Below are 25,135 nucleotides of genomic sequence, written 5' to 3'. Positions count from 1 at the left end.
GCGTCCTCACATGTTCGGTGCGGTCTCCGGGTGCTCGGCGTCGTAGGCCGCACGCTCGCGGTCGATCCGTCCGCCGAGCCGCAGCGACACGATCCACAGGACCACGAAGATGCCCCCGACAAGGAACATCAGCGGCACCGCGAAGCCGCACGCGATCACGGGGAGCTGCACGACCGAGCCCGCGACGTACCCGCCCGGCCCGCCGACCATGCGGCTGAGGAGGATCAGCACGACCATGAGCGTCCCGCCCACGATCCAGATCGCCGGGCCCGAGGGCACCTGCATCCGGTCCGGCCACGCGTAGGGCACGGTCCGCAGGCCGTACGCGACGAGGGTCGCGAACAGCACGAGGAAGGCCTCCAGCAGCAGCGTCGTCGACGTGAACTGGACCTTCGCGGACTTCTTGGCCTTGATGCGGGGCGGGGCCGCCGCGTCCTCGCCCGAGGGGGCGGAGGATGCGGCGGGCCGGGCCTGCTCTGCCGGCTTGTCGGCCGGTTCGATGCTGGAGCTCACGCGCTTCAGTTTACCGGGGCGCCCTGCCGGTCGGGGGCGCCCGTCGGGTCGTCTCCCGGCGGGATGCTCGCCCCGTCCGGCCCGACGGCGTCACGCACCGGGGCGTCCTGCGCCTCGTCGGCGGGCCCGCCCTTCGGGTCCGCGATCGCCTCGCCACGAGCGACCATGCCGGCCTCGCCCGAGAGCTTGACCTCCTTGAGGAACAGCGCGAGCACGAAGCCCACGACGACGAGCGGGACCAGGTACCAGAACGCCGGGGCGAGAGCGTTCGTGAACGCGTCGATGACGCCCGTCTTGACCGGCTCCGGGAGCGCCTGGACGGCGGCGGGGGTCAGGCTCGAGGCCTCTCCCCCGCCCGTGGCCGCACCACCGGGGATGACGTCGGCGAGGTTCGCCGACAGCCGGGTCGTGAAGATCGTGCTGAACAGGGCCGTACCGACGGCCGCGCCGATCTCGCGGAAGAAGTTGTTCGCGCTCGTCGCGGTCCCGATCTCGTGGGGGTCCACGGAGTTCTGGACGGCCAGCACGATCGTCTGCATGACCAGCCCCATACCGGCACCCATGACGAAGATCATGGCGCCGAACAGCACCATGGACATGTCACCCGTGATGGTGGTGAGCCAGATGATGCCCGCGGTCGTGATGGCGAGCCCGGCGACGGGGTAGATCTTGTAGCGCCCGGTCTTGGTGATCGCGAAACCTGAACCGATCGCGGTGATCATGACACCGACCATCATGGGCAGCATGAGGAAGCCGGACTCGGTCACTCCGGCGCCGGTCGACATCTGCAGGAACGTCGGCAGGAACGCGAGCGCGGAGAACATGCCCATCCCGAGCACGAGGCCGATGAGGGTCGCGATCGTGAACGTGCGGTTCTTGAACAGGTGCAGCGGGAGCAGCGGCTCCTGCGCGCGGTTCTCGACCACGACGAACAGCGCGATCGACGCGAGCGTCGCGGCGACCATGCCCAGGAGCTTGGGGTCGGACCAGTCGTAGCCCGTGCTCGTGGTGAGCGACTCCCAGCTCGTGAGCAGGACGATCCCGGACGTACCGACGACGAGGAAGAAGATGCCGGCGACGTCGATCTTGCGCCCCGAACGGTGGCTCGGGAGCTTGAGCGTGAACCAAGCGACGAGGAACGCCGCGATGCCGATCGGGACGTTGATCCAGAAGGCCCAGCGCCAGCCGGGTCCCTCGGTGAACCATCCACCCAGGAGCGGGCCGATGACGGCCGCGATGCCGAACAGGGCTCCCATGGGGCCCATGTACTTCCCGCGGTCCTTGGCGGGGACGATGTCGGCGATGATCGCCTGCGACAGGATCATGAGGCCACCGCCGCCCAGGCCCTGGACGGCGCGCCACGCGACGAGCTCCGGGAAGGTCTGCGCGAAGCCCGCGCCCGCGGACGCGACGGTGAACAGGCCGATCGCGACGAGGAACGGCCAACGACGACCCCACAGGTCACCGAACTTGCCGTAGAGCGGCATGACGATCGCGATGGCCAGGATGTAGGCCGTGATGACCCAGCCCTGGTGCTCGACCCCGTGCAGCTCACCGACGATGGTCGGCATCGCGGTGCCGACGATCGACTGGTCGAGCGATGACAGGAACATCGAGGCCATGAGCGCACCGAAGATCAGCCAGACGGTGCGCTGCGTCAGCACGATGAGCGGCTTGCCGCTCTCCGCGGGAGACGCGCCGGCCCCGGCCCGCGGGGCCGGCTTCGTGGAGCGGGAGGAGGACATGAGGTATCCGTTCAGGTCGGTGGACAGTCACCCGGCGGACGCGGACCGCGGGTGCGAAGGAGTGCGAGAGGGGTCGTGCGAGGTGCGCGCGCGTCAGCCCGGAGCGGACCCCGGGCAGACGAGCGCGCGGAGCTGGGCGACGACCGAGCCGAGGTGGTCGACCGGTTCGCCCGTGCGCCCGAGGCGCTCCCACTCGAGGGTCGTGGTGCGCAGGAGGCTCATCACGACCATGGCGAGAAGCTCGGGCTCGGGGACGAACGGGTGGTCGGCACGGCGGCGGTCGAACACGTCGATGAGGCCCGTGCGCAGGTTCTCGATCCACCACATGTGGCGGGCGAGGAGCCGGGGCTCGCGCTCGACGAGCGTGATCGCCCGGTGCACCCGGTCGAGGGACATGACCTGGTGGGCGAGCAGGTCGGTGACGAGCGCCTGGAGGTCGTCCAGCAGGTCCCCCGTGGGGCCGCCCGCGACGAAGGCGGCGACGGCGTCGGGGGACGGGGAGAAGTCCTCGACCCCGAGCACCGCGTCGTCCTTCGACGCGAAGTAGTTGAAGAAGGTCCGTGTCGAGACGCCGATCGAGGTGCAGACGTCCTCGACCGTGACCTCGTCCAGGCCCCGCTCGAGCACGAGGGTCTGGGCGGCGTCGATGAGCGCCTCGCGGCGCTCGCGCTTCTTGCGCTCACGCAGCCCGGTGGGGACCGCGGAGGGCTCGACAAGGTTCTGCACAGCCGAAACTTTACACGTCGTGCAACTTTGCAGGCAATGCAGTATTCGCGTGACGCCGGTCACGGACGGGGCGCTCCTGACCCACGACCGGGCGAGGGACGAACCGGGGCGTCAGACCTCGCCGAAGCCCCCCTCGACCGCGGCGAGGGCCGCGTCCCGGGCCTCGTTCGCCTGCGGACCCTCGGCCGCGATCACGAGCTCCCGTCCGCCGGTCGCACCCAGCTTCATCATCTCGAGCACGCTCGCGGCGTTGACACCGTTGATGGTGACCTTCGCGTCGTAGCCCGCGACGAGCCGAGCGAGGATCGCCGCCGGACGGGCGTGCAGGCCGAGCGGGTTGCGCAGGGTGACCGCCCGCGGGGCGCCCGGCGAGTCGTCCTCGATTCCCGCAGCGCCCGCGAGCTGGTCGGCCGGCCCGGCGGCCGGGACGAACTGCCCCCCGGCTCCGGGCGCGCTCTGTGCGAACGTGCTCCCAGCGGCCTCGGCCGAGGCGAGCACCTCGGCGAGACTGCCTCCGCCGTGCGCCGTCACGGCCGCGGCGACGGCCCCCTCGACGAACGGGGCGTCCGCGAGGACGACCCGACCGTCGAGAGTTTCGTCGAGCTCGATGACCGACTCGATCGTCATGACCGCCGACCCCAGGTCGGCGAGCACCACGACCCCCTCGGTCCCCACGAGGCCTTCACCGACCGCGGTCGACACCACGTCGTAGCTCGTGCCCAGGCTGCCGTCGTCCGTGCCGCCTGCGGGCAGGAGCAGCACGCCGGGAGCCATCTGGGCCGCGAGCTCGGCGGCTCCCTGTGCGAGACGGGCCGAGTGGGACACGAGCACCAGGGCGATCCGTGCGCGATCGCCGACCTGTGGGGTAGTCATCGGGCAATCATTCACCGGGAGCGGTGGCCGCCGCGACCGCAGCCCGCAGGATCACGACGGTCGACGTCGCACCCGGGTCCTGGTGCCCGATGCTGCGTTCGCCCAGGTAGCTCGCGCGCCCCTTGGTCGCGAGCAGGGGGACCGTCGCGAGAGCCCCCGCCTCGGCTGCGGCGAGCGCCGCCTCGAGGACGCCGACGGGATCCGCTCCCGAGTCCGCGGCGGCGACCGCGGCGTCGACCGCGGGCTGCCAGGCGTCGACCATGGTCTTCTCCCCGGGCGCGGCCTTGCCGCGCGCCGTGATGCCTTCGAGCGCCCCCTCGAGCAGGGCGACGACGGCCGAGGAGTCGAGCTCCGCCAGCCCCGTGACCTTGGCCGCGCGCAGGAAGGCGGTGCCGTAGAGCGGCCCCGACGCGCCGCCGACCGAGGACATGAGCGTCGTCGCCACGAGCTTGAGCACGTCACCGATCTGCGCCGGCTCGGCCTCCAGCCCGTCGAGCTTGGCGACGACCGCCTGGAACCCCCGGTTCAGGTTCTCGCCGTGGTCGCCGTCGCCGATCTGACGGTCCAGCTCGGTGAGCTCGTCCCGCGCCGACACGATCATCGCCGCAGCGTCCCTCATCCAGCGCACAGCCCACGCAACGTCCAGCGTCATCAATCGCCCTTTCCCTACTGGCCCGGGGCGGTTCGCGAGAATCGCCCCGGGGCGCCGTCCCCCGGCTCTCGGGGGTCGGCCGGAGTCACCACCGCAGAGCGGCGGTGTGCACGGGCGCGTCCCAGAGCGCGGTCAGCTCGTCGTCCAGCCGGAGCACGGTGACCGAGGCCCCCTGCATCTCCAGCGAGGTGACGTAGTTGCCCACGAGCGAGCGGGTGACCGCCACGCCGCGCGCCTCGAGCAGCCTCCTCGCCTGACGATAGACGACGTAGAGCTCGGACTGGGGCGTACCACCCATACCGTTAACGAACAGCAACACTCTCTCGCCGCCCTCGAGCCGCAGGTCCTCCGCCACGGCGTCGACGAGCATGCCCGTGATCTCGTCCGCGGAGGCCAGAGGGATGCGGTGCCTGCCCGGTTCACCGTGGATCCCGATCCCGATCTCGATCTCGTCGTCACCGAGGTCGAAGCTGGGCTTGCCCACGTGCGGCACGGTGCAGGCGCTCAGCGCGACCCCCATGGACCGGACGTTCGCGACGACCCGGCCGGCGATCTCGGTGACCTTGCCCAGGTCGTCACCGCGGTCCGCGGCGGCCCCGGCGATCTTCTCGACCGCGACGGTGCCGGCCACCCCGCGCCGCCCGGCCGTGTAGAGCGAGTCCTCGACGGCGACGTCGTCGTTGACGAGGATGCTCGCTGCCTGCGTTCCCTCGGCCTCGACGAGCTCGAGCGCGGTCTCGAAGTTGAGCACGTCGCCCGTGTAGTTCTTGACGATCGCGAGCACGCCCGCCCCCGAGTCCGCCCCCAAGATCGCGGGCACGATCTGGTCCGGCGTGGGCGAGGTGAACACCGCGCCGGGCACGGCGGCGTCGAGCATCCCGGCGCCCACGAAGCCCGCGTGCAGGGGTTCGTGCCCTGCGCCGCCCCCGCTGACGAGGCCGACCTTGCCGGGCACCGCACCACCCGCGCGCGAGACGTACAGCGGCGCGCGGTGGACCTCGACCAGGTCGGCGTGAGCCAGCTCGAACCCGTCGAGCGACTCCGTGACCGCGTCCTGCGGGTCGTTGAGCAGCTTCTTCATGGCGCATCCCTTCGTCGGACTGCTGCGGCACCGGGCGGCCGCGTGCACTGCTCGCGCACCGGTGACGCGTGCCCCCGGTGCCCGTCCCCCCATCAAACACCTCCGCGCGGCGCCCGGCACGCAGGGCGGGGCGTCCCGTGGTCCGGGTGCCTCCGGTCTCCCGACGACGCCGGGCGCCCCGCGCTCGAGGGGCGCCCTGCGCGGTGGTCGTGCAGCAGACCTCAGCCGCGCCCGAGCAGGATCCGCACGTCGGCCGCGGTGATCACGGACCCGGTCACGAGGACCCCTGTCCCGACGCCCACGCCGACCGAGTCGTCGCGCTCGGCCAGGTCGACCGCGATCGCGAGCGCCTCGTCGAGGCGCTCCGCGGTGTGGACGCGGTCCTCGCCGAAGACGTCGATCGCGATCTCGGCGAGGTCGGTCGGGTCGGCCGACCGTTCGGCCGAGTTGCGCGTGACGACGATCTCGGCGAGGACGGGCTCGAGCACCGAGAGGATCTGCTCGGAGTCCTTGTCCCCCATGATCGCGACGACCCCGATGAGGCGCTCGAACTCGAACGCCTCGTCGACGGCCGCGACGAGCGCCTCGGCCCCTGCAGGGTTGTGGGCCGCGTCGACGATCACGGTCGGGCTCGACCGCAGGACCTCGAGCCGACCGGGCGACGACACGTCGCCGAACGCGGCCTCGACGACCCCTCCGTCGAGCGCGCGGCCGCCCGAGAGCAGCGCCTCGGTCGCGGACAGCGCGAGCAGGGCGTTGTGCGCCTGGTGCTCGCCGATCATGGGCAGGAAGATCTGTGTGTACAGACCCGCCGGGGTGCGCAGGTCGACGACCTGTCCCCCGACCGCCGGTGTCCGTCCCGCGACCGCGATGTCCTGCCCCTCGCGCAGGACGCGGGCGTCCTTGGCGGCGGCCCTCTCGATCACGATGGCCTCGGCCACGTCGCTCTGCTCGGCGAGCACGACGACCGCGCCCTCCTTGACGATCCCGGCCTTCTCGGTCGCGATCTCCTCGATCGTGTGGCCGAGCCAGCGCGTGTGGTCGATCGAGATGGGGGTCACGATCGCGACGTCGCCGTCCACGACGTTGGTCGAGTCCCAGCTGCCACCCATGCCCACCTCGACGATCGCGACGTCCACGGGGGCGTCGGCGAACGCGGCGAAGGCCATGACCGTGAGCACCTCGAAGAAGCTCAGCCGCGGCCCGCCGGCCTCCTGCGACTCCCGGTCGACCACGCCGACGTAGGGCGCGACGTCCTCCCAGATCTCGACGAAGCGCGCGGGGCTCACGGGCTCGCCGTCGATCGCGATGCGCTCGGTGACGGACGTCAGGTGCGGGCTCGTGAAGCGCCCGGTCCGCAGGCCGTGCTCGCGCACGAGCCGCTCGACCATGCGCGAGGTCGAGGTCTTGCCGTTGGTCCCCGTGATGTGGACGGTCCGGTACGCCTTCTGGGGGTCGCCCAGGAGCTCGAGGACCCGCTGCACGCGGTCGAGCGTCGGGTCGATGTCGTGCTCGGGGGCCCGGTCCATGATGTGCGCGTACACCGTGGCCAGGTCCTCGAGCGCGGCGGTCTCCTCGGCGGTGCGCTGGTGCGCGGCGCCGCCCGGGCGCCGGGCGTCCTTGTCGCCGGGGCGCTCGCCGGCACCCCGGCCCACGCGGAGGCCGCTCATGCCTGCGCCCCGTCGGTCTGGTCGGACGAAGCGGTGGGCGACGCCTTGGCGACGAGCACGCTGCGCTCGTCGGTCGGCGACAGGTCGATCGTGACGCTCACGGCGAGGGTCTCGCCCGCGATGAGCTCGCGGTGGTCCTCGACCGCGCCCTGCCAGGGGCCCGGCACCGAGAGCGACAGGTCGATCCGGTCGGAGACCTCGAGGCCGGCGGCCTTGCGGGCGTCCTGGACCTCGCGCACGACGTCGCGTGCGTACCCCTCGGCCAGGAGCGCGTCGTTCAGCTCGAGGTCGAGGACCACGAACCCGCCCGAGGGCAGCACGGCCGCCGCGATCGACGGCGCCGCCGGGTCGACCTCGTCGTGGCCCTGCTCGGCGAGCACGACGGTCGTCAGCTCGTACTCCGAGCCGAGCAGCGGCACGTCGCCGTCGGGCGTCTCGACGACGACGAAGCCGTCGTCGCCCACGCGCCACGAACCCGCCTTGGCGGCCTTGATGACCGCCTGGACACCGCGGCCCAGGCGCGGTCCGGCGGCCCGCGCGTTGACCGTGAGCTTCTGCGAGACGCCGAACTCGTCGGCCGCGCCCGACTCCAGGTCGAGGAAGCGCACCGTCTTGACGTTGAGCTCGCGAGCCAGGAGGTCGGCGTAGGGCGTGAGCGCGGCAGGGTCCTCGGTCACGACGGTCAGCGTGCTCAGCGGCTGACGCACGCGCAGCGAGTGCGCCTTGCGCAGCCCGAGCGAGAGGGACGCCACCGAACGGACCAGGTCCATCGAGGCGACGAGCTCGTCGTCGGCGACCAGGACGCCCGCGAGCGAGTCGGCGGGGGTCTCGGCCGTCTCCTGCGCCGTGACGCTCGGCCAGTCGGTCAGGTGCACGCTGCGCCCGCCCGTGAGCCCGCGCCAGACCTCCTCGGAGAGCAGGGGCGCGAGCGGCGCCATGACGCGCGTGAGGACCTCGAGGGCCGTCCACAGCGTGTCGAACGCGTCCGCGTCCTCGTCCCAGAAGCGGTCGCGCTGCGTGCGGACGTACCAGTTCGTCAGCACGTCGAGGTGCTCACGGACGCTCTCGCACGCGCCCGCGATGTCGTAGGCGTCGAGCTGGGTCGTCACGGCGTCGACCAGGTCGTGCGTGCGGGCCAGCAGGTAGCGGTCGAGGGCCGGGAGGTCCGCGACGCGCTCCGGTGCCACGCGCTGCGCGGTGTATCCCGCGCCGCCGTTCGCGTTGTTCGAGTAGAGCGTGAAGAAGTAGTACGTGCTCCACAGCGGCAGCAGCACCTGGCGCACCGAGTCGCGGATGCCCTCCTCGGTGACGATGAGGTTCCCGCCGCGCAGGATGGGCGAGCTCATGAGGAACCAGCGCATCGCGTCGGAGCCGTCCCGGTCCAGGACCTCGGAGACGTCCGGGTAGTTGCGCAGCGACTTGCTCATCTTGCGCCCGTCCGAGCCGAGCACGATCCCGTGCGAGACGGCCGAACGGAACGCCGGGCGGTCGAACAGGGCCGTGGCCAGGACGTGCAGCGTGTAGAACCAGCCGCGGGTCTGGCCGATGTACTCGACGATGAAGTCGCCCGGGTAGTGGTGCTCGAACCAGTCCGCGTTCTCGAACGGGTAGTGCACCTGCGCGAACGGCATGGAGCCCGAGTCGAACCAGACGTCCAGGACGTCGGGGATGCGGCGCATGACGGACTTCCCGGTCGGGTCGTCCGGGTTGGGGCGCGTCAGGTCGTCGATGAACGGGCGGTGCAGGTCCGTGACGGGCACGCCGAAGTCGGCCTCGAGCTCGGCGATCGAGCCGTAGACGTCGATGCGCGGGTAGTTCGCGTCGTCCGAGACCCACACGGGGATGGGCGTGCCCCAGTAGCGGTTGCGCGAGATGGACCAGTCGCGAGCACCCGCGAGCCACTTGCCGAACTGGCCGTCACGGATGTGCTCGGGCGTCCAGGTGATGTCCTGGTTGAGCTCGACCATGCGGTCGCGGAACTCGGTCACGCGCACGAACCAGCTCGAGACCGCCTTGTAGATCAGGGGGTTCCGGCAGCGCCAGCAGTGCGGGTAGGAGTGCTGGTAGGTCTCGTGGCGCAGCACGACGGCACGCGAGGCGACCGCGACGCGTGCGAGCGGGCCCGTGCCCTCCTTGAGGTCCTTGATGACCTTGGGGTTGGCGTCGAAGACCTGCTCGCCCGCGTAGTCCGGGACCGCGTTGGTGAAGCGCCCCCGCGCGTCGACGGGCACGACGGGCACGATGCCCGCGGCGTCGCACACGGCCATGTCGTCCTCACCGAAGGCCGGAGCCAGGTGGACCACACCGGTGCCGTCCTCGGTCGTCACGAAGTCGGCCACGAGCACCTGGTGCGCGTTCGGCCAGCCCTCGGCCGAACGGTCCGTGAAGTAGTCGAAGGCCGGCGTGTAGCGCAGCCCGGCGAGGTCGGCGCCCTTGACGGTCGCCAGGACCTCGGCGTCCTCCCCGAGCTCCTTGGTGTAGGCGCCCAGCCGGGCGGCCGCGAGCACGACCGTGTCACCGGCCACGGCCGAGCCGGCACCGGCGCGCACCACGACGTAGTCGACGTCCGGCCCGACGGCGACCGCCAGGTTCGAGGGCAGCGTCCAGGGGGTCGTGGTCCACACGAGGACGAGGGCACCGGCTGCGGCTGCGGCGACGCCGTCCGTGACGTCGGCGGAGAGCCGGAACCCGACCGTGAGCGCCGGGTCCTGGCGCGACTGGTACACGTCGTCGTCCATGCGCAGCTCGTGGTTCGACAGCGGCGTCTCGTCGCGCCAGCAGTACGGCAGCACACGGTAGCCCTCGTACGCGAGCCCCTTGTCGTACAGGCGCTTGAACGCCCAGATCACCGACTCCATGAAGGTGATGTCGAGCGTCTTGTAGTCGTTCGCGAAGTCGACCCAGCGCGCCTGGCGCGTCACGTACTCCTTCCACTCGTCCGTGTACTTGAGCACGGACTCGCGGCAGGCCTCGTTGAACGCGGCGATGCCCATGGCCTCGATCTGGGACTTGTCGGTGATGCCCAGCACGCGCTCGGCCTCGAGCTCGGCCGGCAGGCCGTGCGTGTCCCAGCCGAACCTGCGCTCGACGCGCTTGCCGCGCATCGTCATGTAGCGCGGCACGACGTCCTTGGCGTACCCGGTCAGGAGGTGGCCGTAGTGCGGCAGGCCGTTCGCGAACGGCGGGCCGTCGTAGAAGACGAACTCGTTGTCGCCGTCCTGGCCCGCCTCACGGTGCTCGATCGACGCTCGGAACGTGTCGTCCTTGGACCAGTACGACAGCACGCCACGCTCGAGCGCGGGCAGGTGAGGGCTGGCGGGGATCTGGTGGCCCTGACCGTCAGGGGCGGTGTCGTCGGTGCGGTGCAGAGGGTAGGCCATGGCTCAGTGGCTCCATCGTGAGTGGCAGGCGGTGGTCCGGGACGTGCTCGTGCGAGGACGACCACCCCTCCCTGGTTCCCGAGGGAGAAGGCGAGCCGCGGTACCACCCCGCTTGCCGTCGTCGGGCGCTGTGGGCACCCGAGCGGCGACCGCTCGACACGGCTGTGACGGGCCTACCCGTCCGGTTCTACTGGGGTCCCGCGCCGCGGGACCTGTTCTTCCGGAGGCTCACCGGTGATGGCCGGGTCGACGCCTGTGGCCCCATGATAACGCGCCGCCCCCCGCGAGCGCGCCGAGGCCGACGGCCACGCAGGGGCGCGGGCCCGGCGCCGCGAGGCGCCGGGCCCCCACCCCCGGTCAGGCGAGGCTCAGGCGCTCGCTCCGTTCGCCGTCGCCAGGAGCTGGTCGACCTGCTCGGGGCCGAAGGAGTCCCCCGCGATCATGCCGATGCGCCCGATCGGGAACGACCCCATCATCTTGGCCATGTCGACGCCCTCCGGCATGATCGACGCCGCGCCCTCCATGGCCGAGGCCATCTGCGCCATGGCCTGCTGCACGACCGGCCCCGCGACCGGGTGCGCGAACACCTCGGCGAGCGAGGACTCGCGCGTGAGCGGCATGACGAGCTGGTCCCCCGCGACCTCGACGGTCGTGGACGAGCGCACGTCGCGCGACGACGCGGCCACGTCCACCGTGTACTCGCCGCCCTCGACGACCCAGCGGTCGGCGCGGACGTGCCAGTATGCGAGGTCCGCCCGACGGACCGTGAGGACGACCTCGCGGCTCTCGCCCGGCTCGAGCGCGACGAGCGCGAACGCCTTGAGCTCTCGCTCGGGGCGCTGCACGGCCGTCGAGACGAGCCCGGTGTAGACCTGCACGACCTCGCGGCCGGCCCGGTCCCCCGTGTTCGTGACCACGACCCGCACCTCGACGTCGCCGTCGCCGGTCACGGCAGCCGTGGCCTCCCCGTACCCGAACGTCGTGTAGGACAGGCCGTGCCCGAACGGGAAGGTCACCTCGATCCGGCGCGCGTCGTACCAGCGGTAGCCCACGAACAGCCCCTCGCCGTAGCGGACGTGCCCGTCCTCCCCGGGGAAGTTGAGGAACGCCGGGGTGTCCTCGAGGCGCACCGGGATGGTCTCGGTGAGCTTGCCCGACGGGTTGACGTCGCCGTACAGCACGTCGGCGATCGCGCCGCCGCCGGCCTGTCCGAGCAGCCAGCCCTCGAGGATCGCCGAGACGTCGTCCGCGAACGGGAGCGCGACGACGCTGCCGTTGGACAGGACGACCACGGTGTCGGGGTTGACCTCGAGCACCGCGTCGAGGAGCTCGAGCTGCTCGACCGGCAGGTCGATGTGCTCGCGGTCGTAGCCCTCGGACTCGGCCGCGGGCGGCAGACCGAGGAAGACCACGGCGACGTCGTGCTCTGCCGCGAGGGCGACGGCCTCGGCCCGCAGCGCGGCCGCGTCCCCCGAGCCGTCGAGCGTGAAGCCCCGCGCCCGGGAGACGAGGTCCTCCCCGACCTTGACCGCGACCTCGCGGGCCACCGAGTCGATCCGGGTCGGGTTGATCATCGAGGACCCGGCCCCCTGGTACCGGGGCTGGTCGACGAAGGCCCCGATGAGGGCCACCGAGCGCTCGGCCCGGAGCGGGAGCAGGCCGCCGTCGTTCTTCAGCAGCACGATCGACCGGCCGGCCACCTCGCGCGCGAGCGCGTGGTGCGCGTCGACGTCGAGGGGGCCCTCCACGCGCGGCGTGCCCTGCCAGCGCGTCGCGAGGTGCGCGACCCGCGCGGCCGAGGCGTCCACGACGCTCTCGTCGAGCGAGCCGTCGCGCACCGCGGCCACGATCTGCGCGTCGGTCACGCCGCCCGACGACGGCATCTCCAGGTCCAGGCCGGCCGCGAGCGCCGAGACCCGGTCGTTGACGGCGCCCCAGTCCGAGACCACGAGCCCCGCGAAGCCCCACTCGTCGCGCAGCACGCGCGTGAGCAGGAACGGGTCCTCGGACGCGAAGACGCCGTTGACCCGGTTGTAGGAGCACATCACGGTGTACGGCTGGGCGTCCTCGACGACCCGCTGGAAGCCGCGCAGGTAGATCTCGCGCAGGGGGCGCGGGTCGACGTCGCTCGAAGCCCGCATCCGGTCGTGCTCCTGGTTGTTGGCCGCGAAGTGCTTGAGCGACGTGCCGACGCCCGTCGACTGCGTGCCACGCACCAGCGCGGCCGCCATGATCCCGGACACGATCGGGTCCTCCGAGAAGTACTCGAAGTTGCGGCCGCACAGCGGCGAGCGCTTGATGTTCACGCCCGGGCCGAGGATGACGGCGACGTCCTCGATCGAGGACTCGACGCCCAGCGCCTCACCCACGCGGTGCGCAAGGTCGGTGTCCCACGACGAGCCGAGTCCCACGGCAGGGGGGAAGCACGTCGCAGGGACGCTGTCGCCGATGCCGAGGTGGTCGGCACTGCCACGCTGCTTGCGCAGACCGTGCGGGCCGTCGGTGAGCATCACGGCGGGGATGCCGGCGCGCTCGACGCCCTTGGTCCACCAGAAGCTCGCGCCGCTGGTCAGCGACGCCTTCTCCTCGAGCGTCAGGCCGGCGACGGCGGTCGTGCCGTCCTCGATGGTGTCGGTCATGTCCTGTCCTTCTCTCTCGTTCGTCGTTCAGGCTGGGGAGGGCTGGTGGCGGGCGCCGAGGTGGCAGAACCACACGGGGCGCCCGTGGTCGCGCTGGAGCAGGGGCCAGAACGCCCACCACACGAGGAGCGCCCCGGCGACGCCCGCGACGAGCCCGAAGACGGTGTCGGAGAGCCAGTGCGCGTTGATGAGGGTCCGCTGCCACACCATTCCCAGCATGACCAGCCCACCGACGCACCACCAGAGCGTGCGGGCGGTGCGGCGTGCTGCCGGGATCAGGGCCGCGATGCCGACGACGAGCGCGCCCGCCATGACGGCGTGCCCCGAGGGGAACGAGCCGTGGTCCACCCGGAACAACGGTCCGAACAGGCCGAGCGTCTCGTCCACCGCGGGCCGCGGACGGTCGACAAGGTTCTTCATGCCCTGCGAGAGCAGCCCCGGTCCGACCAGGGTCACCGTGAGGAAGAAGAGCGCCGAGCGCCAGCGGCCGACGAACGCGAGGGCACCAGGGATCAGGACCATGCCCACGAGCGCCCCCGGGCCTTCGCCGAGGTGCTGGAAGAACATGGGGAGCGCTGACGGGTACAGGTCGCTGTCGGGCCCGACGCCGACGAGTCCGCGCCACCAGTCGTCGAGCGGCTGCGTGAGGGGCGTGGCGGAGTCCTGTGCGACGAGCATCCCCATGAGCGCGAAGGCCGTGACGAGCCCCAGGGACCACCACAGCATCGCCCTCGGGCGGTCGGGGTGGGGCACCCGGGCGTCCTCCCGCTGCGGCTGGACGACCTCGGCCGTCATCACCGCACCGCCTTGATGGGCCAGACCGCGCAGGCACCGAGGATGCTCAGGACGATCCCCACCGGGAACAGCGCGACGTAGCCCCCGAAGCTGAGGATGATCAGGCCCGCGAACGCGGGGGCGAGCGTCTGCGGCAGCGTGGCGGCGATGTTGACGACGCCGAGGTCCTTCGCGAACGACTTCGCCGACGGCAGCACCTCGCTCATGAGCGCCGTGTCGACGGCTTGGAACATCCCGAAGCCGAGGCCCGAGACGAACGTGAAGATGGCCCAGCCCACGAAGCTCGGCACGAACACGGGGATGAGGAGCGCCAGGCCGACGAGGGCCGAGGACAGGAAGACGAAGACCTTGCGGCGCTGGAACCGGTCGGACAGGGGTCCGGAGACGAGCGTCGCGACGAGCACACCGGCGAGGCTGACGAGGCTGAACAACGGCACGGCGGCGACTGCCCCGGCCTGCCCGAGCCCGATGTAGTCCTGCAGGATGAACAGCTGGTACCCGGTCACGGCGAAGTAGCCCGTGTACAGGAGCAGGCGACCGGTGAAGGCCCAGAAGAAGTCGGGGTGCTTGCGGGGGCTGACCCAGAAGGTGCGCAGGAACTCTCCGACGTCGAACGGCTCCTTGGCCAGGTCCTTGCTGGAGTGGTCGGGGTTGAAGACGACGAACAGGGTCAGCACGATGAGCGTGAAGCCTGCGAAGACGAGGTAGCCGAGCTGGATCGAGTCCGCGAACTGCGCACCGAGGATCGATCCGCCGAGGGCTCCGAGCATGAGCCCGAGCCCCGACAGCGCGGCGAACGTGCCGCGCAGGGCGCGCGGGACACGGTCCGGCATGATCGCGCTGAGCGGTCCCTGCGCGAAGTTGTAGGCGACCTGGACGATCACCCAGCCGACGACGATGCCCACGAGGCTGTTCGCGAAGCCCATGGCCAGCAGGCCCAGGCCGCCGACGAGGGCGCCCAGCACGAGCCACGGTGCGCGACGGCCGAACCGGCTGCGCGTGCGGTCCGAGATCTGGCCGGCGATCGGCTGGGCGAGCAGGGCGGCCAGCGCCCCGAACGTGCCGACGACCGCCAGGTTGCCGACCTTGTCGGCCTCACCGAGCGTCTGCACCTGGAGGGGCATCAGCAGTCCGCCCACGGCGCCCCAGATCATGAAGACCGAGAAGTTGGCGGGGACGATCCAGCCGAGCAGACGCTTGGGCGTGCCGGTGACGAGGGGCGGCGGATCGTCCTGGCCGGACGCCTCCTCGATGAACTCCTCGGCGGCGGCGAACGTGTCGACGGCGAGCGCCGGCGCGGGGGTGGGCGTCGGAGCCGAGGCCGGAGCGGTGGATGGGGAATCGGACGGCAGTGTCATGGCGGATCCTTCGTCGGACAGGCGCTCATCCTTGAGCGTCGCCAAAACAGTATGGCACTCGGTATTGAAGTGCAAGGGTCTCCGGTCTAGGGTCGACGCATGGCACAGCGAGGTTCATACGCGAAGGGCATCGCCAAGCGGGAGGAGATCCTCTCGACGGCGCTCGAGGTCATCGCCCGGGAGGGATACCGCGGGGCATCGGTCAAGGAGCTCGCGGACGCGGCCGGCCTCAGCCAGGCGGGCCTGCTGCACTACTTCGACAGCAAGGACGAGCTGTTCACCGCGATCCTGCGCAAGCGCGACGAGCTCGATCTGGAGACCTACCGCACGGAGTCCACGCTCGACCCGTTCCGGGTGTTCCTGCAGGTCGTGAGGCACAACGCCGAGGTCCCCGGGCTCGTCGAGCTGTACACGCGCCTCAACGCCGAGGCGAGCGACCACGAGCACCCGGCCCATGCCTTCTTCGCCGAGCGCCGGGCGGGGATGCAGGCGATGTTCGCGGGGCTCGTCGAGGAGGGCAAGCTCGCCGGGCGGTATCCCACCGACGTCGACACCGCCTCGCTGGGTCTCGTCATCACCGCCGTCGCCGACGGCCTGCAGACCCTCTGGCTGCAGGACCCCACCATCGACATGGCCTCCGAGATCGAGCGGCTGCTCGTGTCCCTCGGGGTCTTCCCCTCCGAACGGAGCACCACCGCATGAGCACCCCCGTGACCGACGCCGAGGCGATCGACCCCACCCTGGACGGCCCCGTCGTCACGATCGACGCCGGCCAGGTCCGCGGCGTCTGGCGCGAGTCCTCCGCAGCGTTCCTCGGCATCCCGTTCGCCGAAGCCCCCGTCGGCGCCCTGCGCTTCGAGGCTCCGGTGCCGGTCGCCCCCTGGGACGGCGTGCGGGACGCCACCGAGCTCGGCGCGACCCCGCAGCGCAAGCAGCTCGCCGAGATCACGCTGATCCCGGAACCGTCGATCCCCGGCGACTCGACGCTCAACGTCAACGTGTACACGCCCGCCCCCGGGGCACCCGACGCCGGCCTGCCGGTGCTCGTCTACATCCACGGCGGCGGGTACACGGCCGGCTCCCCGGCGAGCCCCTGGTACGACGGGCGCGCGTTCAACCGCGACGGCGTCGTGACCGTGTCGGTCTCCTACCGGCTCGGCTTCGACGGGTTCGGGCGCATCGAGGGCGCGCCGTCCAACCGCGGGGTGCGGGACTGGCTGCTGGCGCTCGACTGGGTCCAGCGCAACGTCGCGGCGTTCGGCGGCGACCCCTCGCGCGTCACGCTCGCCGGGCAGTCCGCCGGGGGCGGCGCCGTGCTGACGCTGCTGGGCATGCCCTCCGCGCAGCACCTCTTCCGGTCGGCGTGGTGCCTCTCGGGCGCCGTGGGGGACGTGACCGAGGCACGCGCCAAGACCTTCGCCGACACGCTCGCCCGCCTCGCCGGGGTCGAGGCCACGCGCGACGGCTTCGCGTCGCTGCCCGAGCCCCGCGTCCTCGAGCTGCAGGACGAGGCCTCCAACCCCGACGGCCTCGACCCGATGGCGGGCGTGGCGGCGATGCTCCGGGACGGTCTGCCGTGGGGACCGATGATCGACGGAGACCTGATCACCCGGCCGACGCTCGAGTCGCTGCGCACCGGGGTCGGCGGCGACAAGCCGCTCGTGCTCGGCGCGACCGACGACGAGTTCACGATGGCGACCGACGCCGCGAAGAACAAGCTGCGCTTCCTGCCCGCGTCGATCGTCCTCGGCAAGCTCCTCACCGACCGCTCGCGCCGCAAGGCCTACCTCGCCGCGAACAAGGCCCAGCGACGCAAGGGCACCGCAGCGGTGCTCGGCCGGTTCATGACCGACAGCATGTTCCGGGCGCCGATCGTCCGGATCGCCGAGGCACGCGCCGCCCACCCCACCTGGGTGTACCGCTTCTCGTGGGCGTCCCCGACGCTCGGCTGGGCCGCGCACTGCCTCGACGTCCCGTTCTGGTTCGACTGCCTCGACGCCGAGAAGGTCGACCTCATCGCGGGCGACAACCCGCCCCAGGACCTGGCGGACGAGCTCCACGGCGCGGCCGTCGCGCTCGTCCACGAGGGTGCTCCCGGGTGGCGCGCCTGGTCCGACGCCCCGGGTGCGACGCGCGTGTTCGGCGGGGACATGCCGACCCCCTCCGTCCTGCCCGACGGCTACGCCGAGGTCCGCGCCCTGGTCTGAGCCCCCGCCCCCGGGTCGGTTGCTGGACCCGGGTACCGGACCGGTCCCGCACGGGCCGGGGGCGGGCCGCCAGGTTTTCGGGGGGACTCCCCCCCTGTCGCCGGGATCGTGCGGGACGGGACGCTGGAGCAGGAGGGCGACGGCACGCTCGCCCGTCCTCCTGCCCCGCACCCCGACCCGAGAACGAGGCGACGATGCCCACTCCTTCCGAGGCGGCGGCCTCGCCCGGCGCCGCCACAGCGCCCGGCCGCACGAGCACCTCCCGTCCCGACCGCCCCTCGGGGCCGGCCGGCCACGCTCGACCGGCCGACCCCGAGCGACCGACCGGACGCACCCGTCGCTTCCGGCCGGGCCTCGTCTGGGTCGCGCTCAGCTCGATCGCCATGGCCGCGATCCTGCTCACCTCCTACACGGGCGCGACGCTCGACGAGCTCGCCCAGGACGACACCGGCCTCGCCTCGACGTTCGCGAACCGCTCGCCGGCGATCCAGCTCGCGTTCTACCTGCACGTCGCGTTCGCCGGGCTCGCGCTGCTGGTGGGACCGCTGCAGTTCGTCTCCCGCTGGCGCCGCCGTGCCCCGCGCGTGCACCGCGTGCTGGGCAGGGTGTACCTGGTCGGGGTCGGGGTGGGCTCGCTCACGGGCTTCGTCATCTCGACCGCGAGCTCGGTCGCCTTCCTCGGGTTCTTCGGGTTCGGGACGCTCGCGGTCCTGTGGGCGTGGACGGGCTGGAAGGCGTACCGCGCGATCCGTGCGGGGCGCGTCGCCGAGCACCAGGCGTGGATGATCCGCTGCTTCGCCCTGACCTACGCCGCCGTGACGCTGCGCCTGTGGGTCGGGGTCCTCGTGGCCGTCCAGACGCCGTTCGCCGGCCCTGACGCCGACCCGGGAACGCTGTTCGAGACCGCGTACGCCCCCGTCGCGTTCCTGTGCTGGCTGCCGAACGTCGTGATCGCGGAGTGGCTGATCGCCCGGCGGAACCTGCCCGGGCTGCGCATGACCTCACCCGTCGCGGTGCGCGCCGCGACATGAGCCCGCGCCGCGAGGGCCCGGGGCGACGCGAGACACCGCTGCGAGAGGCCGCCGCGTCAGCGCCCGGTCGCCGACCGACCGAGCGGGGCCTCGCCGCGCCGCGCCCGGTAGGTGTCGATGTCGCGTGCGACGAGCCACTCGATGGTGAGCGCGCTGCCCGGGCCGGGCTGCGCCGTCGGGCCGGGGGACGTCGACGGCGCGCCGCCGTGCGAGGCCGCGGCGAACCACGGGTCGTGGGCGACCAGGTGGCCGAGGGGGTCGACGTCTCCGGTCACGGCGAACGGGTGGGAGATCAGAGCGAGGTTCATGGGAGGTCCTGGAGTCGAGGCGGGTGCTCACGAGGGCAGACCGACCAGTACCGGAGAACTGATCGGTGACCATCACGCCCTCTCTTCAGAGGGAGGGGCGTGGCACTGCTCGCTGACACCAGGTCGCGCGCTGCTGGAGCGTCAGCGAGCCCTCAACAACAGCTCGACGCACGGACCGCCCAGGGGCGCACCGGGAGCACGCAGGTGCTCAGGGGGTGCGCGGCGGGGATCACGAGCGTCATCATGCCAGGCCGTGCCCACGCCGACAAGCACGTCCCAGCCTGGGCGGGATCACCTGTCGGTCCGGGTCACGAGCGGGCCGCGAGCCAGCAGCGTCGTGGACGACTGCGCGACGGGACGCAGCACGAGCGTGTCGATCGCGACGTGCTGGGGCCGGGTCACGACGAACGTCACGACGTCGGCCACGTCGTCGGCGGTCAGCGGCGCCTCGACGCCGTCGTAGACCGCGTCGGCCCGGGCCTGGTCGCCGTCGAACCGGGTCAGGGAGAACCCCTCGGTGCGGACCATGCCGGGCGCGACCTCCAGGACCCGGACGGGTTCGCCGTTGAGCTCGAGCCGCAGGGTCTCGGCGACCGCGGCCTGGGCGTGCTTGGTCGCGACGTAGCCGGACCCGCCGCTGTACGCGTCGTGCCCCGCGGTCGACGTCAGCACGAGGACCGTGCCGAAGCCCGCGCGACGGATCGCGGGCAGGAACGCCTTGGTCACGCGCACGGTGCCCAGCACGTTCGTCTCGAACATCGCGCGCCAGCGGTCCAGGTCGCTCGCGTCGATCGGGTCCGTGCCGCTCGCGAAGCCCGCGATGTTGAGCACCGCGTGGACCGGGCCGCGGGCCTCGGCCTCGCGCACGAGGTGCGCGACGTCGTCGTCGCTCGTGACGTCCCCGACCACGGGGTGCGCGCCCGTCTCGACCGCGAGGGCGTCGAGCAGGGCCGCGCGGCGCGCGAACGCGACGACGTCCCACCCCTGCGCACGCAGGCGGCGCACGGTCGCCGCACCGATGCCCGACGAGGCACCGGTGACCACGGCGCGCCGGGTCTGCACGGACGCGTCAGCAGCCGCGGACGAGGTTGTCGAAGGGGTGGGCACGGGCGTGGTCGGCGAGGTCGTCACGCCCCTACCTTGCCACGCCCGACGGCGCGGCCGGCGCCGACCCTGCGGCCTCTCGCATGCTGGACGGCCGCGCTCAGGCCACGGTCACGCCGATCGAGTAGAGGCCGCTCGACCCGTCGGGCGCGGGCGGGGCCTTGACGGACGTCTGGACGGCCCCGTCCGCGTCGGTCGCCCGCACCGCGAGGTCGTGGCGGCCCTTCTCGGGCGCCGCCCACCTCCAGGACCACTGCCGCCACGTGTCGGCCGAGATCGTCTCGGCGAGGTCAGCCTGCTCCCACTCCCCGTCGTCGACCCGCACCTCGACGCCCGCGATCCCCGTGTGCTGCGACCAGGCGACTCCTGCGACGACCACGTCCCCGTCGGCCCCCGGGGAGACCGACGCACCGGAGCGCGGCACGTCGATGCGGGACGACATCTTGATCGGTCCCCGCTGCGACCAGCCGCGCGTCGACCAGTACGCGACGTCGTCGGCGAAGCGTGTGACCTTGAGCTCGACGACCCACTTGGTCGCCGACACGTACCCGTACAGGCCCGGCACGACCATGCGCACGGGGAAGCCGTGCGCGAGCGGCAGCGGCTCGCCGTTCATGCCGACCGCGAGCAGTGACTCCCGGCCCGGGTCCGTCAGTACGTCGAGCGGCGTGCTCGCCGTCCAGCCGTCCGCGCTGCGCGAGAGGACCATGTCGGCGTCGGCGTGCGGCCGGGCGCGAGCGAGCAGGTCGCGCACCGGGTGGCCGAGCCACACCGCGTTGCCGACGAGGTCCCCGCCCACCTGGTTGGACACGCACGTCAGGGTCGTGGCGTGCTCCACGAGGGGTAGCGCGAGCAGCTCGTCGAACGAGATCTCGATCTCCTCCTCGACCAGCCCGACGACGCGCAGCCGCCAGTCGTCGGGGTTCACCTCGGGCACGCGCAGGGCCGTGTCGATGCGGTAGAACTCGTCGTTGGGCGTCACGTACGGGGTGAGGCCGGGCACGTCGAGGCTCGCGCCCGCAGGGACGACGACGACCGGGCCGACCGGCGCCGGGAGGCGGATCGCGTCCCGCACCGCGGTCAGGGCGCGCGAGCCCGCCGACAGCATGCGAGAGGCCCCGCCGACCACGAGCGCGGTCGCCGTGGTCAGGCCCGCGAAGACCAGGAAGGACCGGCGGTCGAGCGCCTCGCGCCGGCGCGCCGCGCTCAGCGGGGTCTCGGGCGCGGCCGGACCCGTCGGAGCCACGACCGGGCTGAGCGCCGAGCCTCGCCACGCCCGCAGCCGCGCCGCTCCCGTCCGCAGGAGCATGATGCCGACCCCGACCCCCACCACGGTCGGCAGCGCCCACAGGGGTGTCGCGTCGGGTCGCGTGACGGCGGCCAGGACGCCCACGGCGCCGACCACCACGAGCAGGGCCGTCCCCCACGGCGGCCGCCGCGTCTCGAGGATCCCCGCCGCGACGGCCGCGACCGCGAGCACGAGCACGATCCCGAGGAGCAGCACGGTCTTGTCCGCGGTCCCGAACGTCTCGACCGCGAAGTCCTTGAGCCACGGCGGCACCCGGTCGACCACCCCGGCCCCCACGACGAGCACGGGGCTCGACCCCGAACCCACGACGAGCGCGACGAGCTCGGCCACGGCGAAAGCCCCGAGCGCCGAGACGATCCCCAGCAGCGGCGCCCACAGGCGCGTCGGGTCGGTGCGTCCGCCCCGTCCCCGGGACGCGCGTCCGGACGTGCCGGGAGGGGCGGGCTCCGCCGTCGGGCTCATGTGCCCACTGTAGGACCGCCCGGCGCCTGCGCGTGGAGCACCGAGCGCTTCGCCGACCGCTGAACCGTCGCACCACGCGCCCGCCGACCTACTAGGCTGGGACACGGATCGCGAGCCGCGCTTGGCTCGCCGCAGCGGCCCGTGCTTGGACCGCGGATCCTCGTCGCGGATTGTGGCGCCCTACCCTCTCGCATCTCGCCGCGCCGCCGTGCCCCGCACCGGCCGGCGACCTCCCGACCTGGAGTGCCGTGCCCACGCTGCGCCCTGTCCGACCGTCCGTCCGTCCCGCCCGCCGCGCGCGCCGCGCAGGCCCGACGGCGGCGCTCGTCCTCGCCTCCTCGCTCGCCCTCGCAGGGTGCGCGGGCGGCCAGACCCTGGCGTCCGGCGAGCCGAGCGCGGCGCCCTCCGGGACCGCGGAGGCCTCGGCCACGACCTATCCCCTGACGCTCGACAACTGCGGGTTCGACGTCACGTTCGACGCCGCCCCGCACAAGGTCGTGACGATCAAGTCGAGCACGACCGAGATGATGCTCGCGCTCGGGCTGGGCGACCGGCTCGTGGGGACCGCGTTCCCCGACGGGCCCGTCGCCGAGCAGTGGGCCGACGCCGCGGCGGACCTCCCGGTCGTCGCGACGCCGCTCACCGACAAGGTCCCGGGCGCAGAGGCCGTGCTGACGCTCGCGCCGGACCTCGTGTACGCAGGATGGGAGTCGAACCTCACCGCCGAGGGCGCGGGCGACCGCACGACCCTCCAGCAGCTCGGCGTCCAGACCTACGTCTCCCCCTCGGCCTGCAAGGCCGAGGCGTACAAGCCCGACCCCCTGACGTTCGACGACGTGTTCGCCGAGATCACCGAGGCGGGAGAGATCTTCGACGTCGCCGGGACGGCGCAGGACCTCGTCGCGGCCCAGCGCGCCGAGCTCGACGCCGTGCAGGCGGACGACCGCGGGCTCACGGCCCTGTGGTACTCCTCGGGCTCGGACATCCCCTACGTCGGGGCCGGGATCGGCGCCCCGCAGATGATCATGGACGCCGTCGGGCTCGAGAACATCGCCGCCTCGGTCCAGGACACCTGGACGCCGTTCTCGTTCGAGGAGATCATCGCGGCCGACCCCGACGTGATCGTGCTCGTCGACTCGGCCTGGAACACGGCGCAGTCGAAGATCGACGCGCTCAAGACCAACCCCGCGACCGCCAACCTCACGGCCGTGCAGGGCGACCGTTTCCTGACCGTGCCGTTCCCCGCGACCGAGGCGGGCGTGCGCAACGTCGACGCCGTCAAGGACCTCGGCGCACAGCTCGCGGCGATCACGGTCCCCTGAGGAGTCCCGAACCGGTGAGAAGCCTCGTGCCCACGACAAGCGCCGACCCGTCGGGAGCGCGTGCCATTGTGCACCGCCCTGCGCGCCGCTCCCCCGGGGCCCGGCAAGCCACCCCGTGGTGGCTCGCCGGGGCGTCGATCGCGCTCGTCGTGAGCATCGTGGTCGCCGTGACGATCGGCCCCGCCGACCTCACGTGGGGCGACGTGTGGCGCTCGGTCGCGACGCACGTCGGGCTCGGCGGGCTGCTCGGTCTCGAACCGCTCCCGCTGCTCCAGGACGGCATGGTGTGGCAGCTGCGCCTGCCGCGCGTCCTGACCGCAGCGGCCGTGGGGGCCGGTCTCGCGATCTGCGGCGGCGTCATGCAGTCCCTCACACGCAACCCGCTCGCCGACCCGTACCTGCTGGGACTCTCGTCGGGCGCGTCGCTCGGCGCGGTCCTCGTCCTGGTCCTCGGCGTGAGCGTCCTGCTGCCCGTCGCGGCGTTCGGCGGTGCGGTCCTGGCCCTGGTCGCTGCCCTCGCGCTCGCGGGCTCGCTCGGGGCCATCACCCCGACCCGCACCGTCCTCGCCGGCCTCGCGGTGAGCCAGCTCGCGGCCGCGGCGACGTCGTTCGTCATCTTCTGGTCCGCGACCGGCGACTCCTACCGCGAGATCCTGTCGTGGCTCATGGGCTCGGTCGCGGGCGCCACGTGGACGTCCGTGGCGATCGCGGGCGGGGCCGTGCTGGTCCTCGGGACGCTGCTCGCCTCGACCGGGTCGGTGCTCGACGCGTTCACGTTCGGCGACACCGCGGCCGCAGGCCTCGGCATCGCCGTGAACCGGACGCGCTGGCTGCTGCTCGTGGGGGTCGCGCTGCTCACGGGAGCCCTCGTGTCGGTGTCCGGGGCGATCGGGTTCGTCGGGCTGATCCTGCCGCACGCCGTCCGGCTGCTCACCGGGGCTCGCCACCGCGTCCTGCTGCCCCTCGCGGCGTTGCTCGGCGGCTCGTTCCTCGTGTGGGCGGACACGCTCGCTCGCACGATCTTCGCCCCGCGCGAGCTGCCCGTGGGCATCCTGACGGCCGCGATCGGCGCGCCCGTCTTCGCGGTCATCCTGTGGCGAGGGAGGCGGGCGCTGTGACCTCTGGGGCTCCGGGCGCGGACGGCGCTCGTGGACTGGACGCCTCGCGCGTCTCCTGGTCGGCCGGGTCGCGGCTCATCCTCGACGGGGTCGACGTGACCGCCCCGCCGGGGGCCGTCAGCGGGCTGCTGGGGCCGAACGGGTCCGGGAAGTCGACGCTGCTGCGGGCGATCGCGGCCACGCAGGTCCCCGACGCGGGCGAGGTCCGTTTCGACGGCGAGGACCTCCTGGGCATGCCGCGCCGACGCCGGGCTCGCCGCCTCGCGCTCGTCGAGCAGGACGCGTCGACCGACCTGCCGATCTCGGTGCTCGACGCCGTGCTGCTCGGCCGCATCCCCCACCGCTCGCTCCTCGCGGGCGACACCGAGGCCGACCGGGCGGTGGCGCGCGAGGCACTGGTCCGCGCGGGCGTCGGCGACCTCGCCGACCGGTCGCTCGCGACGCTGTCCGGAGGCGAGCGCCAGCGCGTGCACATGGCCCGCGCGCTCGCCCAGGACCCGGCGCTTCTGCTGCTCGACGAACCCACCAACCATCTCGACATCGCGGCGCAGCTCGCGGCCATGACGGTGCTGCGCAAGCTCGCGGCGGACGGCGTCACGGTCCTGGCGGCTCTGCACGACCTCAACCTCGCGGCCGCCACGTGCGACCACGTGGTGGTGCTCGCGGAGGGGCGTGTCGTCGCGGCCGGCGCGGTGCGGGACGTGCTGGTACCCGCGGTGATCGAGCCGGTGTACGGCGTCCGCTGCGACGTCCTGACCCACCCGCGCACGGGCCGCCCGGTCCTGGTCTTCGGCGACTGACCCCGCCGTGCCCCCCGGGGGCCCCCGGGGGCCGAGAACGGG

At 72.7% G+C, this 25,135-nt stretch carries 20 protein-coding genes; 6 read left to right on the top strand and 14 right to left on the bottom strand.

The window, feature by feature from the left end; genetic code table 11:
- Window positions 1-6: 6 nt before the first annotated feature.
- From H9640_RS09995 to H9640_RS09945, 11 genes are all read right to left on the bottom strand, one after another.
- The gene (locus H9640_RS09995) at window positions 7-513 is read right to left on the bottom strand and encodes a DUF4233 domain-containing protein (RefSeq protein WP_307824042.1); all 507 of its coding nucleotides are present in this window, start codon (window positions 511-513) and stop codon (window positions 7-9) included.
- Between the two features lie 5 nt (window positions 514-518).
- On the bottom strand, window positions 519-2,258 hold the full coding sequence (locus H9640_RS09990; protein ID WP_191790573.1) for an MDR family MFS transporter: 1,740 nt from the start codon (window positions 2,256-2,258) through the stop codon (window positions 519-521).
- A 93-nt stretch (window positions 2,259-2,351) separates the two neighbouring features.
- Window positions 2,352-2,984 (bottom strand): TetR/AcrR family transcriptional regulator, encoded by a 633-nt coding sequence (locus H9640_RS09985; RefSeq protein ID WP_191790572.1) that lies wholly within the window; start codon window positions 2,982-2,984, stop codon window positions 2,352-2,354.
- Window positions 2,985-3,095: 111 nt separating this feature from the next.
- Window positions 3,096-3,857, bottom strand: a complete 762-nt coding sequence (gene dhaM / locus H9640_RS09980; RefSeq protein ID WP_191790571.1) for a dihydroxyacetone kinase phosphoryl donor subunit DhaM — start codon at window positions 3,855-3,857, stop codon at window positions 3,096-3,098.
- Window positions 3,858-3,864: 7 nt separating this feature from the next.
- Complete coding sequence (gene dhaL / locus H9640_RS09975; RefSeq protein ID WP_191790570.1) at window positions 3,865-4,509, bottom strand: dihydroxyacetone kinase subunit DhaL; 645 nt, start codon at window positions 4,507-4,509, stop codon at window positions 3,865-3,867.
- 85 nt (window positions 4,510-4,594) lie between these two features.
- A complete protein-coding gene (gene dhaK, locus H9640_RS09970; protein ID WP_191790569.1) occupies window positions 4,595-5,590 on the bottom strand; it encodes a dihydroxyacetone kinase subunit DhaK in 996 nt (331 codons plus the stop codon).
- A gap of 221 nt (window positions 5,591-5,811) precedes the next feature.
- Window positions 5,812-7,260 carry a bifunctional folylpolyglutamate synthase/dihydrofolate synthase gene (locus tag H9640_RS09965; protein WP_191790568.1) on the bottom strand — a complete coding sequence of 483 codons (1,449 nt, stop codon included), beginning with the start codon at window positions 7,258-7,260 and terminating at the stop codon, window positions 5,812-5,814.
- Complete coding sequence (ileS, locus tag H9640_RS09960) at window positions 7,257-10,640, bottom strand: isoleucine--tRNA ligase (RefSeq protein WP_191790567.1); 3,384 nt, start codon at window positions 10,638-10,640, stop codon at window positions 7,257-7,259. The genes H9640_RS09965 and ileS overlap by 4 nt, the downstream gene beginning before the upstream one ends.
- A 368-nt stretch (window positions 10,641-11,008) precedes the next feature.
- Window positions 11,009-13,279 carry a glycoside hydrolase family 3 C-terminal domain-containing protein gene (locus H9640_RS09955; RefSeq protein WP_191790566.1) on the bottom strand — a complete coding sequence of 757 codons (2,271 nt, stop codon included), beginning with the start codon at window positions 13,277-13,279 and terminating at the stop codon, window positions 11,009-11,011.
- A gap of 27 nt (window positions 13,280-13,306) precedes the next feature.
- Window positions 13,307-14,074 (bottom strand): phosphatase PAP2 family protein, encoded by a 768-nt coding sequence (locus H9640_RS09950; protein ID WP_191790565.1) that lies wholly within the window; start codon window positions 14,072-14,074, stop codon window positions 13,307-13,309.
- Window positions 14,074-15,432 (bottom strand): MFS transporter, encoded by a 1,359-nt coding sequence (locus H9640_RS09945; protein ID WP_191790564.1) that lies wholly within the window; start codon window positions 15,430-15,432, stop codon window positions 14,074-14,076. Before H9640_RS09945 ends, H9640_RS09950 begins: the two co-directional genes overlap by 1 nt.
- A gap of 99 nt (window positions 15,433-15,531) precedes the next feature.
- Here H9640_RS09945 and H9640_RS09940 point away from each other — a divergent pair, with 99 nt between their 5' ends.
- The 3 genes from H9640_RS09940 to H9640_RS09930 all read left to right on the top strand — a co-directional run bounded on the left by H9640_RS09940 (window position 15,532) and on the right by H9640_RS09930 (window position 18,670).
- On the top strand, window positions 15,532-16,134 hold the full coding sequence (locus H9640_RS09940) for a TetR/AcrR family transcriptional regulator (RefSeq protein ID WP_191790563.1): 603 nt from the start codon (window positions 15,532-15,534) through the stop codon (window positions 16,132-16,134).
- Window positions 16,131-17,639: a carboxylesterase/lipase family protein gene (locus H9640_RS09935; RefSeq protein WP_191790562.1), complete on the top strand. Its 1,509-nt coding sequence runs from the start codon at window positions 16,131-16,133 to the stop codon at window positions 17,637-17,639. The genes H9640_RS09940 and H9640_RS09935 overlap by 4 nt, the downstream gene beginning before the upstream one ends.
- A gap of 194 nt (window positions 17,640-17,833) precedes the next feature.
- A complete protein-coding gene (locus tag H9640_RS09930; RefSeq protein ID WP_191790561.1) occupies window positions 17,834-18,670 on the top strand; it encodes a DUF2306 domain-containing protein in 837 nt (278 codons plus the stop codon).
- A gap of 56 nt (window positions 18,671-18,726) precedes the next feature.
- Here H9640_RS09930 and H9640_RS09925 read toward each other — a convergent pair whose 3' ends face one another.
- The 3 genes from H9640_RS09925 to H9640_RS09915 all read right to left on the bottom strand — a co-directional run bounded on the left by H9640_RS09925 (window position 18,727) and on the right by H9640_RS09915 (window position 21,853).
- Window positions 18,727-18,978: a hypothetical protein gene (locus tag H9640_RS09925; RefSeq protein WP_191790560.1), complete on the bottom strand. Its 252-nt coding sequence runs from the start codon at window positions 18,976-18,978 to the stop codon at window positions 18,727-18,729.
- Window positions 18,979-19,269: 291 nt separating this feature from the next.
- Window positions 19,270-20,040 (bottom strand): SDR family oxidoreductase, encoded by a 771-nt coding sequence (locus tag H9640_RS09920; RefSeq protein ID WP_191790719.1) that lies wholly within the window; start codon window positions 20,038-20,040, stop codon window positions 19,270-19,272.
- Window positions 20,041-20,182: 142 nt separating this feature from the next.
- The gene (locus H9640_RS09915) at window positions 20,183-21,853 is read right to left on the bottom strand and encodes a molybdopterin-dependent oxidoreductase (RefSeq protein WP_191790559.1); all 1,671 of its coding nucleotides are present in this window, start codon (window positions 21,851-21,853) and stop codon (window positions 20,183-20,185) included.
- Window positions 21,854-22,110: 257 nt separating this feature from the next.
- Between H9640_RS09915 and H9640_RS09910 the strand changes: the two genes are divergently transcribed.
- Genes H9640_RS09910 through H9640_RS09900 form a run of 3 tightly spaced genes read left to right on the top strand, consistent with a single transcriptional unit; the run spans window position 22,111 to window position 25,093 of the window.
- The gene (locus tag H9640_RS09910) at window positions 22,111-23,175 is read left to right on the top strand and encodes a putative F420-0 ABC transporter substrate-binding protein (RefSeq protein WP_191790718.1); all 1,065 of its coding nucleotides are present in this window, start codon (window positions 22,111-22,113) and stop codon (window positions 23,173-23,175) included.
- 26 nt (window positions 23,176-23,201) lie between these two features.
- On the top strand, window positions 23,202-24,293 hold the full coding sequence (locus H9640_RS09905) for a putative F420-0 ABC transporter permease subunit (RefSeq protein WP_404821896.1): 1,092 nt from the start codon (window positions 23,202-23,204) through the stop codon (window positions 24,291-24,293).
- Complete coding sequence (locus tag H9640_RS09900; RefSeq protein WP_191790558.1) at window positions 24,290-25,093, top strand: putative F420-0 ABC transporter ATP-binding protein; 804 nt, start codon at window positions 24,290-24,292, stop codon at window positions 25,091-25,093. The genes H9640_RS09905 and H9640_RS09900 overlap by 4 nt, the downstream gene beginning before the upstream one ends.
- Window positions 25,094-25,135: the final 42 nt, after the last annotated feature.

The organism is Oerskovia gallyi (assembly GCF_014836745.1).
GTDB lineage: Bacteria > Actinomycetota > Actinomycetes > Actinomycetales > Cellulomonadaceae > Oerskovia > Oerskovia paurometabola.
This window is presented reverse-complemented; position numbering and strand designations above follow the sequence as displayed.

Excerpts from the sequence above, each read along its gene's own strand:
- dhaK (WP_191790569.1), bottom strand. The coding sequence starts at position 5,590 with ATGAAGAAGCTGCTCAACGACCCGCAGGACGCGGTCACGGAGTCGCTC.
- H9640_RS09950 (WP_191790565.1), bottom strand. The coding sequence starts at position 14,074 with ATGACGGCCGAGGTCGTCCAGCCGCAGCGGGAGGACGCCCGGGTGCCC.
- dhaL (WP_191790570.1), bottom strand. The coding sequence starts at position 4,509 with ATGACGCTGGACGTTGCGTGGGCTGTGCGCTGGATGAGGGACGCTGCG.
- ileS (WP_191790567.1), bottom strand. The coding sequence starts at position 10,640 with ATGGCCTACCCTCTGCACCGCACCGACGACACCGCCCCTGACGGTCAG.
- H9640_RS09930 (WP_191790561.1), top strand. The coding sequence starts at position 17,834 with ATGCCCACTCCTTCCGAGGCGGCGGCCTCGCCCGGCGCCGCCACAGCG.
- H9640_RS09990 (WP_191790573.1), bottom strand. The coding sequence starts at position 2,258 with ATGTCCTCCTCCCGCTCCACGAAGCCGGCCCCGCGGGCCGGGGCCGGC.
- H9640_RS09965 (WP_191790568.1), bottom strand. The coding sequence starts at position 7,260 with ATGAGCGGCCTCCGCGTGGGCCGGGGTGCCGGCGAGCGCCCCGGCGAC.
- dhaM (WP_191790571.1), bottom strand. The coding sequence starts at position 3,857 with ATGACTACCCCACAGGTCGGCGATCGCGCACGGATCGCCCTGGTGCTC.
- H9640_RS09945 (WP_191790564.1), bottom strand. The coding sequence starts at position 15,432 with ATGACACTGCCGTCCGATTCCCCATCCACCGCTCCGGCCTCGGCTCCG.
- H9640_RS09915 (WP_191790559.1), bottom strand. The coding sequence starts at position 21,853 with ATGAGCCCGACGGCGGAGCCCGCCCCTCCCGGCACGTCCGGACGCGCG.
- H9640_RS09955 (WP_191790566.1), bottom strand. The coding sequence starts at position 13,279 with ATGACCGACACCATCGAGGACGGCACGACCGCCGTCGCCGGCCTGACG.
- H9640_RS09925 (WP_191790560.1), bottom strand. The coding sequence starts at position 18,978 with ATGAACCTCGCTCTGATCTCCCACCCGTTCGCCGTGACCGGAGACGTC.
- H9640_RS09940 (WP_191790563.1), top strand. The coding sequence starts at position 15,532 with ATGGCACAGCGAGGTTCATACGCGAAGGGCATCGCCAAGCGGGAGGAG.
- H9640_RS09935 (WP_191790562.1), top strand. The coding sequence starts at position 16,131 with ATGAGCACCCCCGTGACCGACGCCGAGGCGATCGACCCCACCCTGGAC.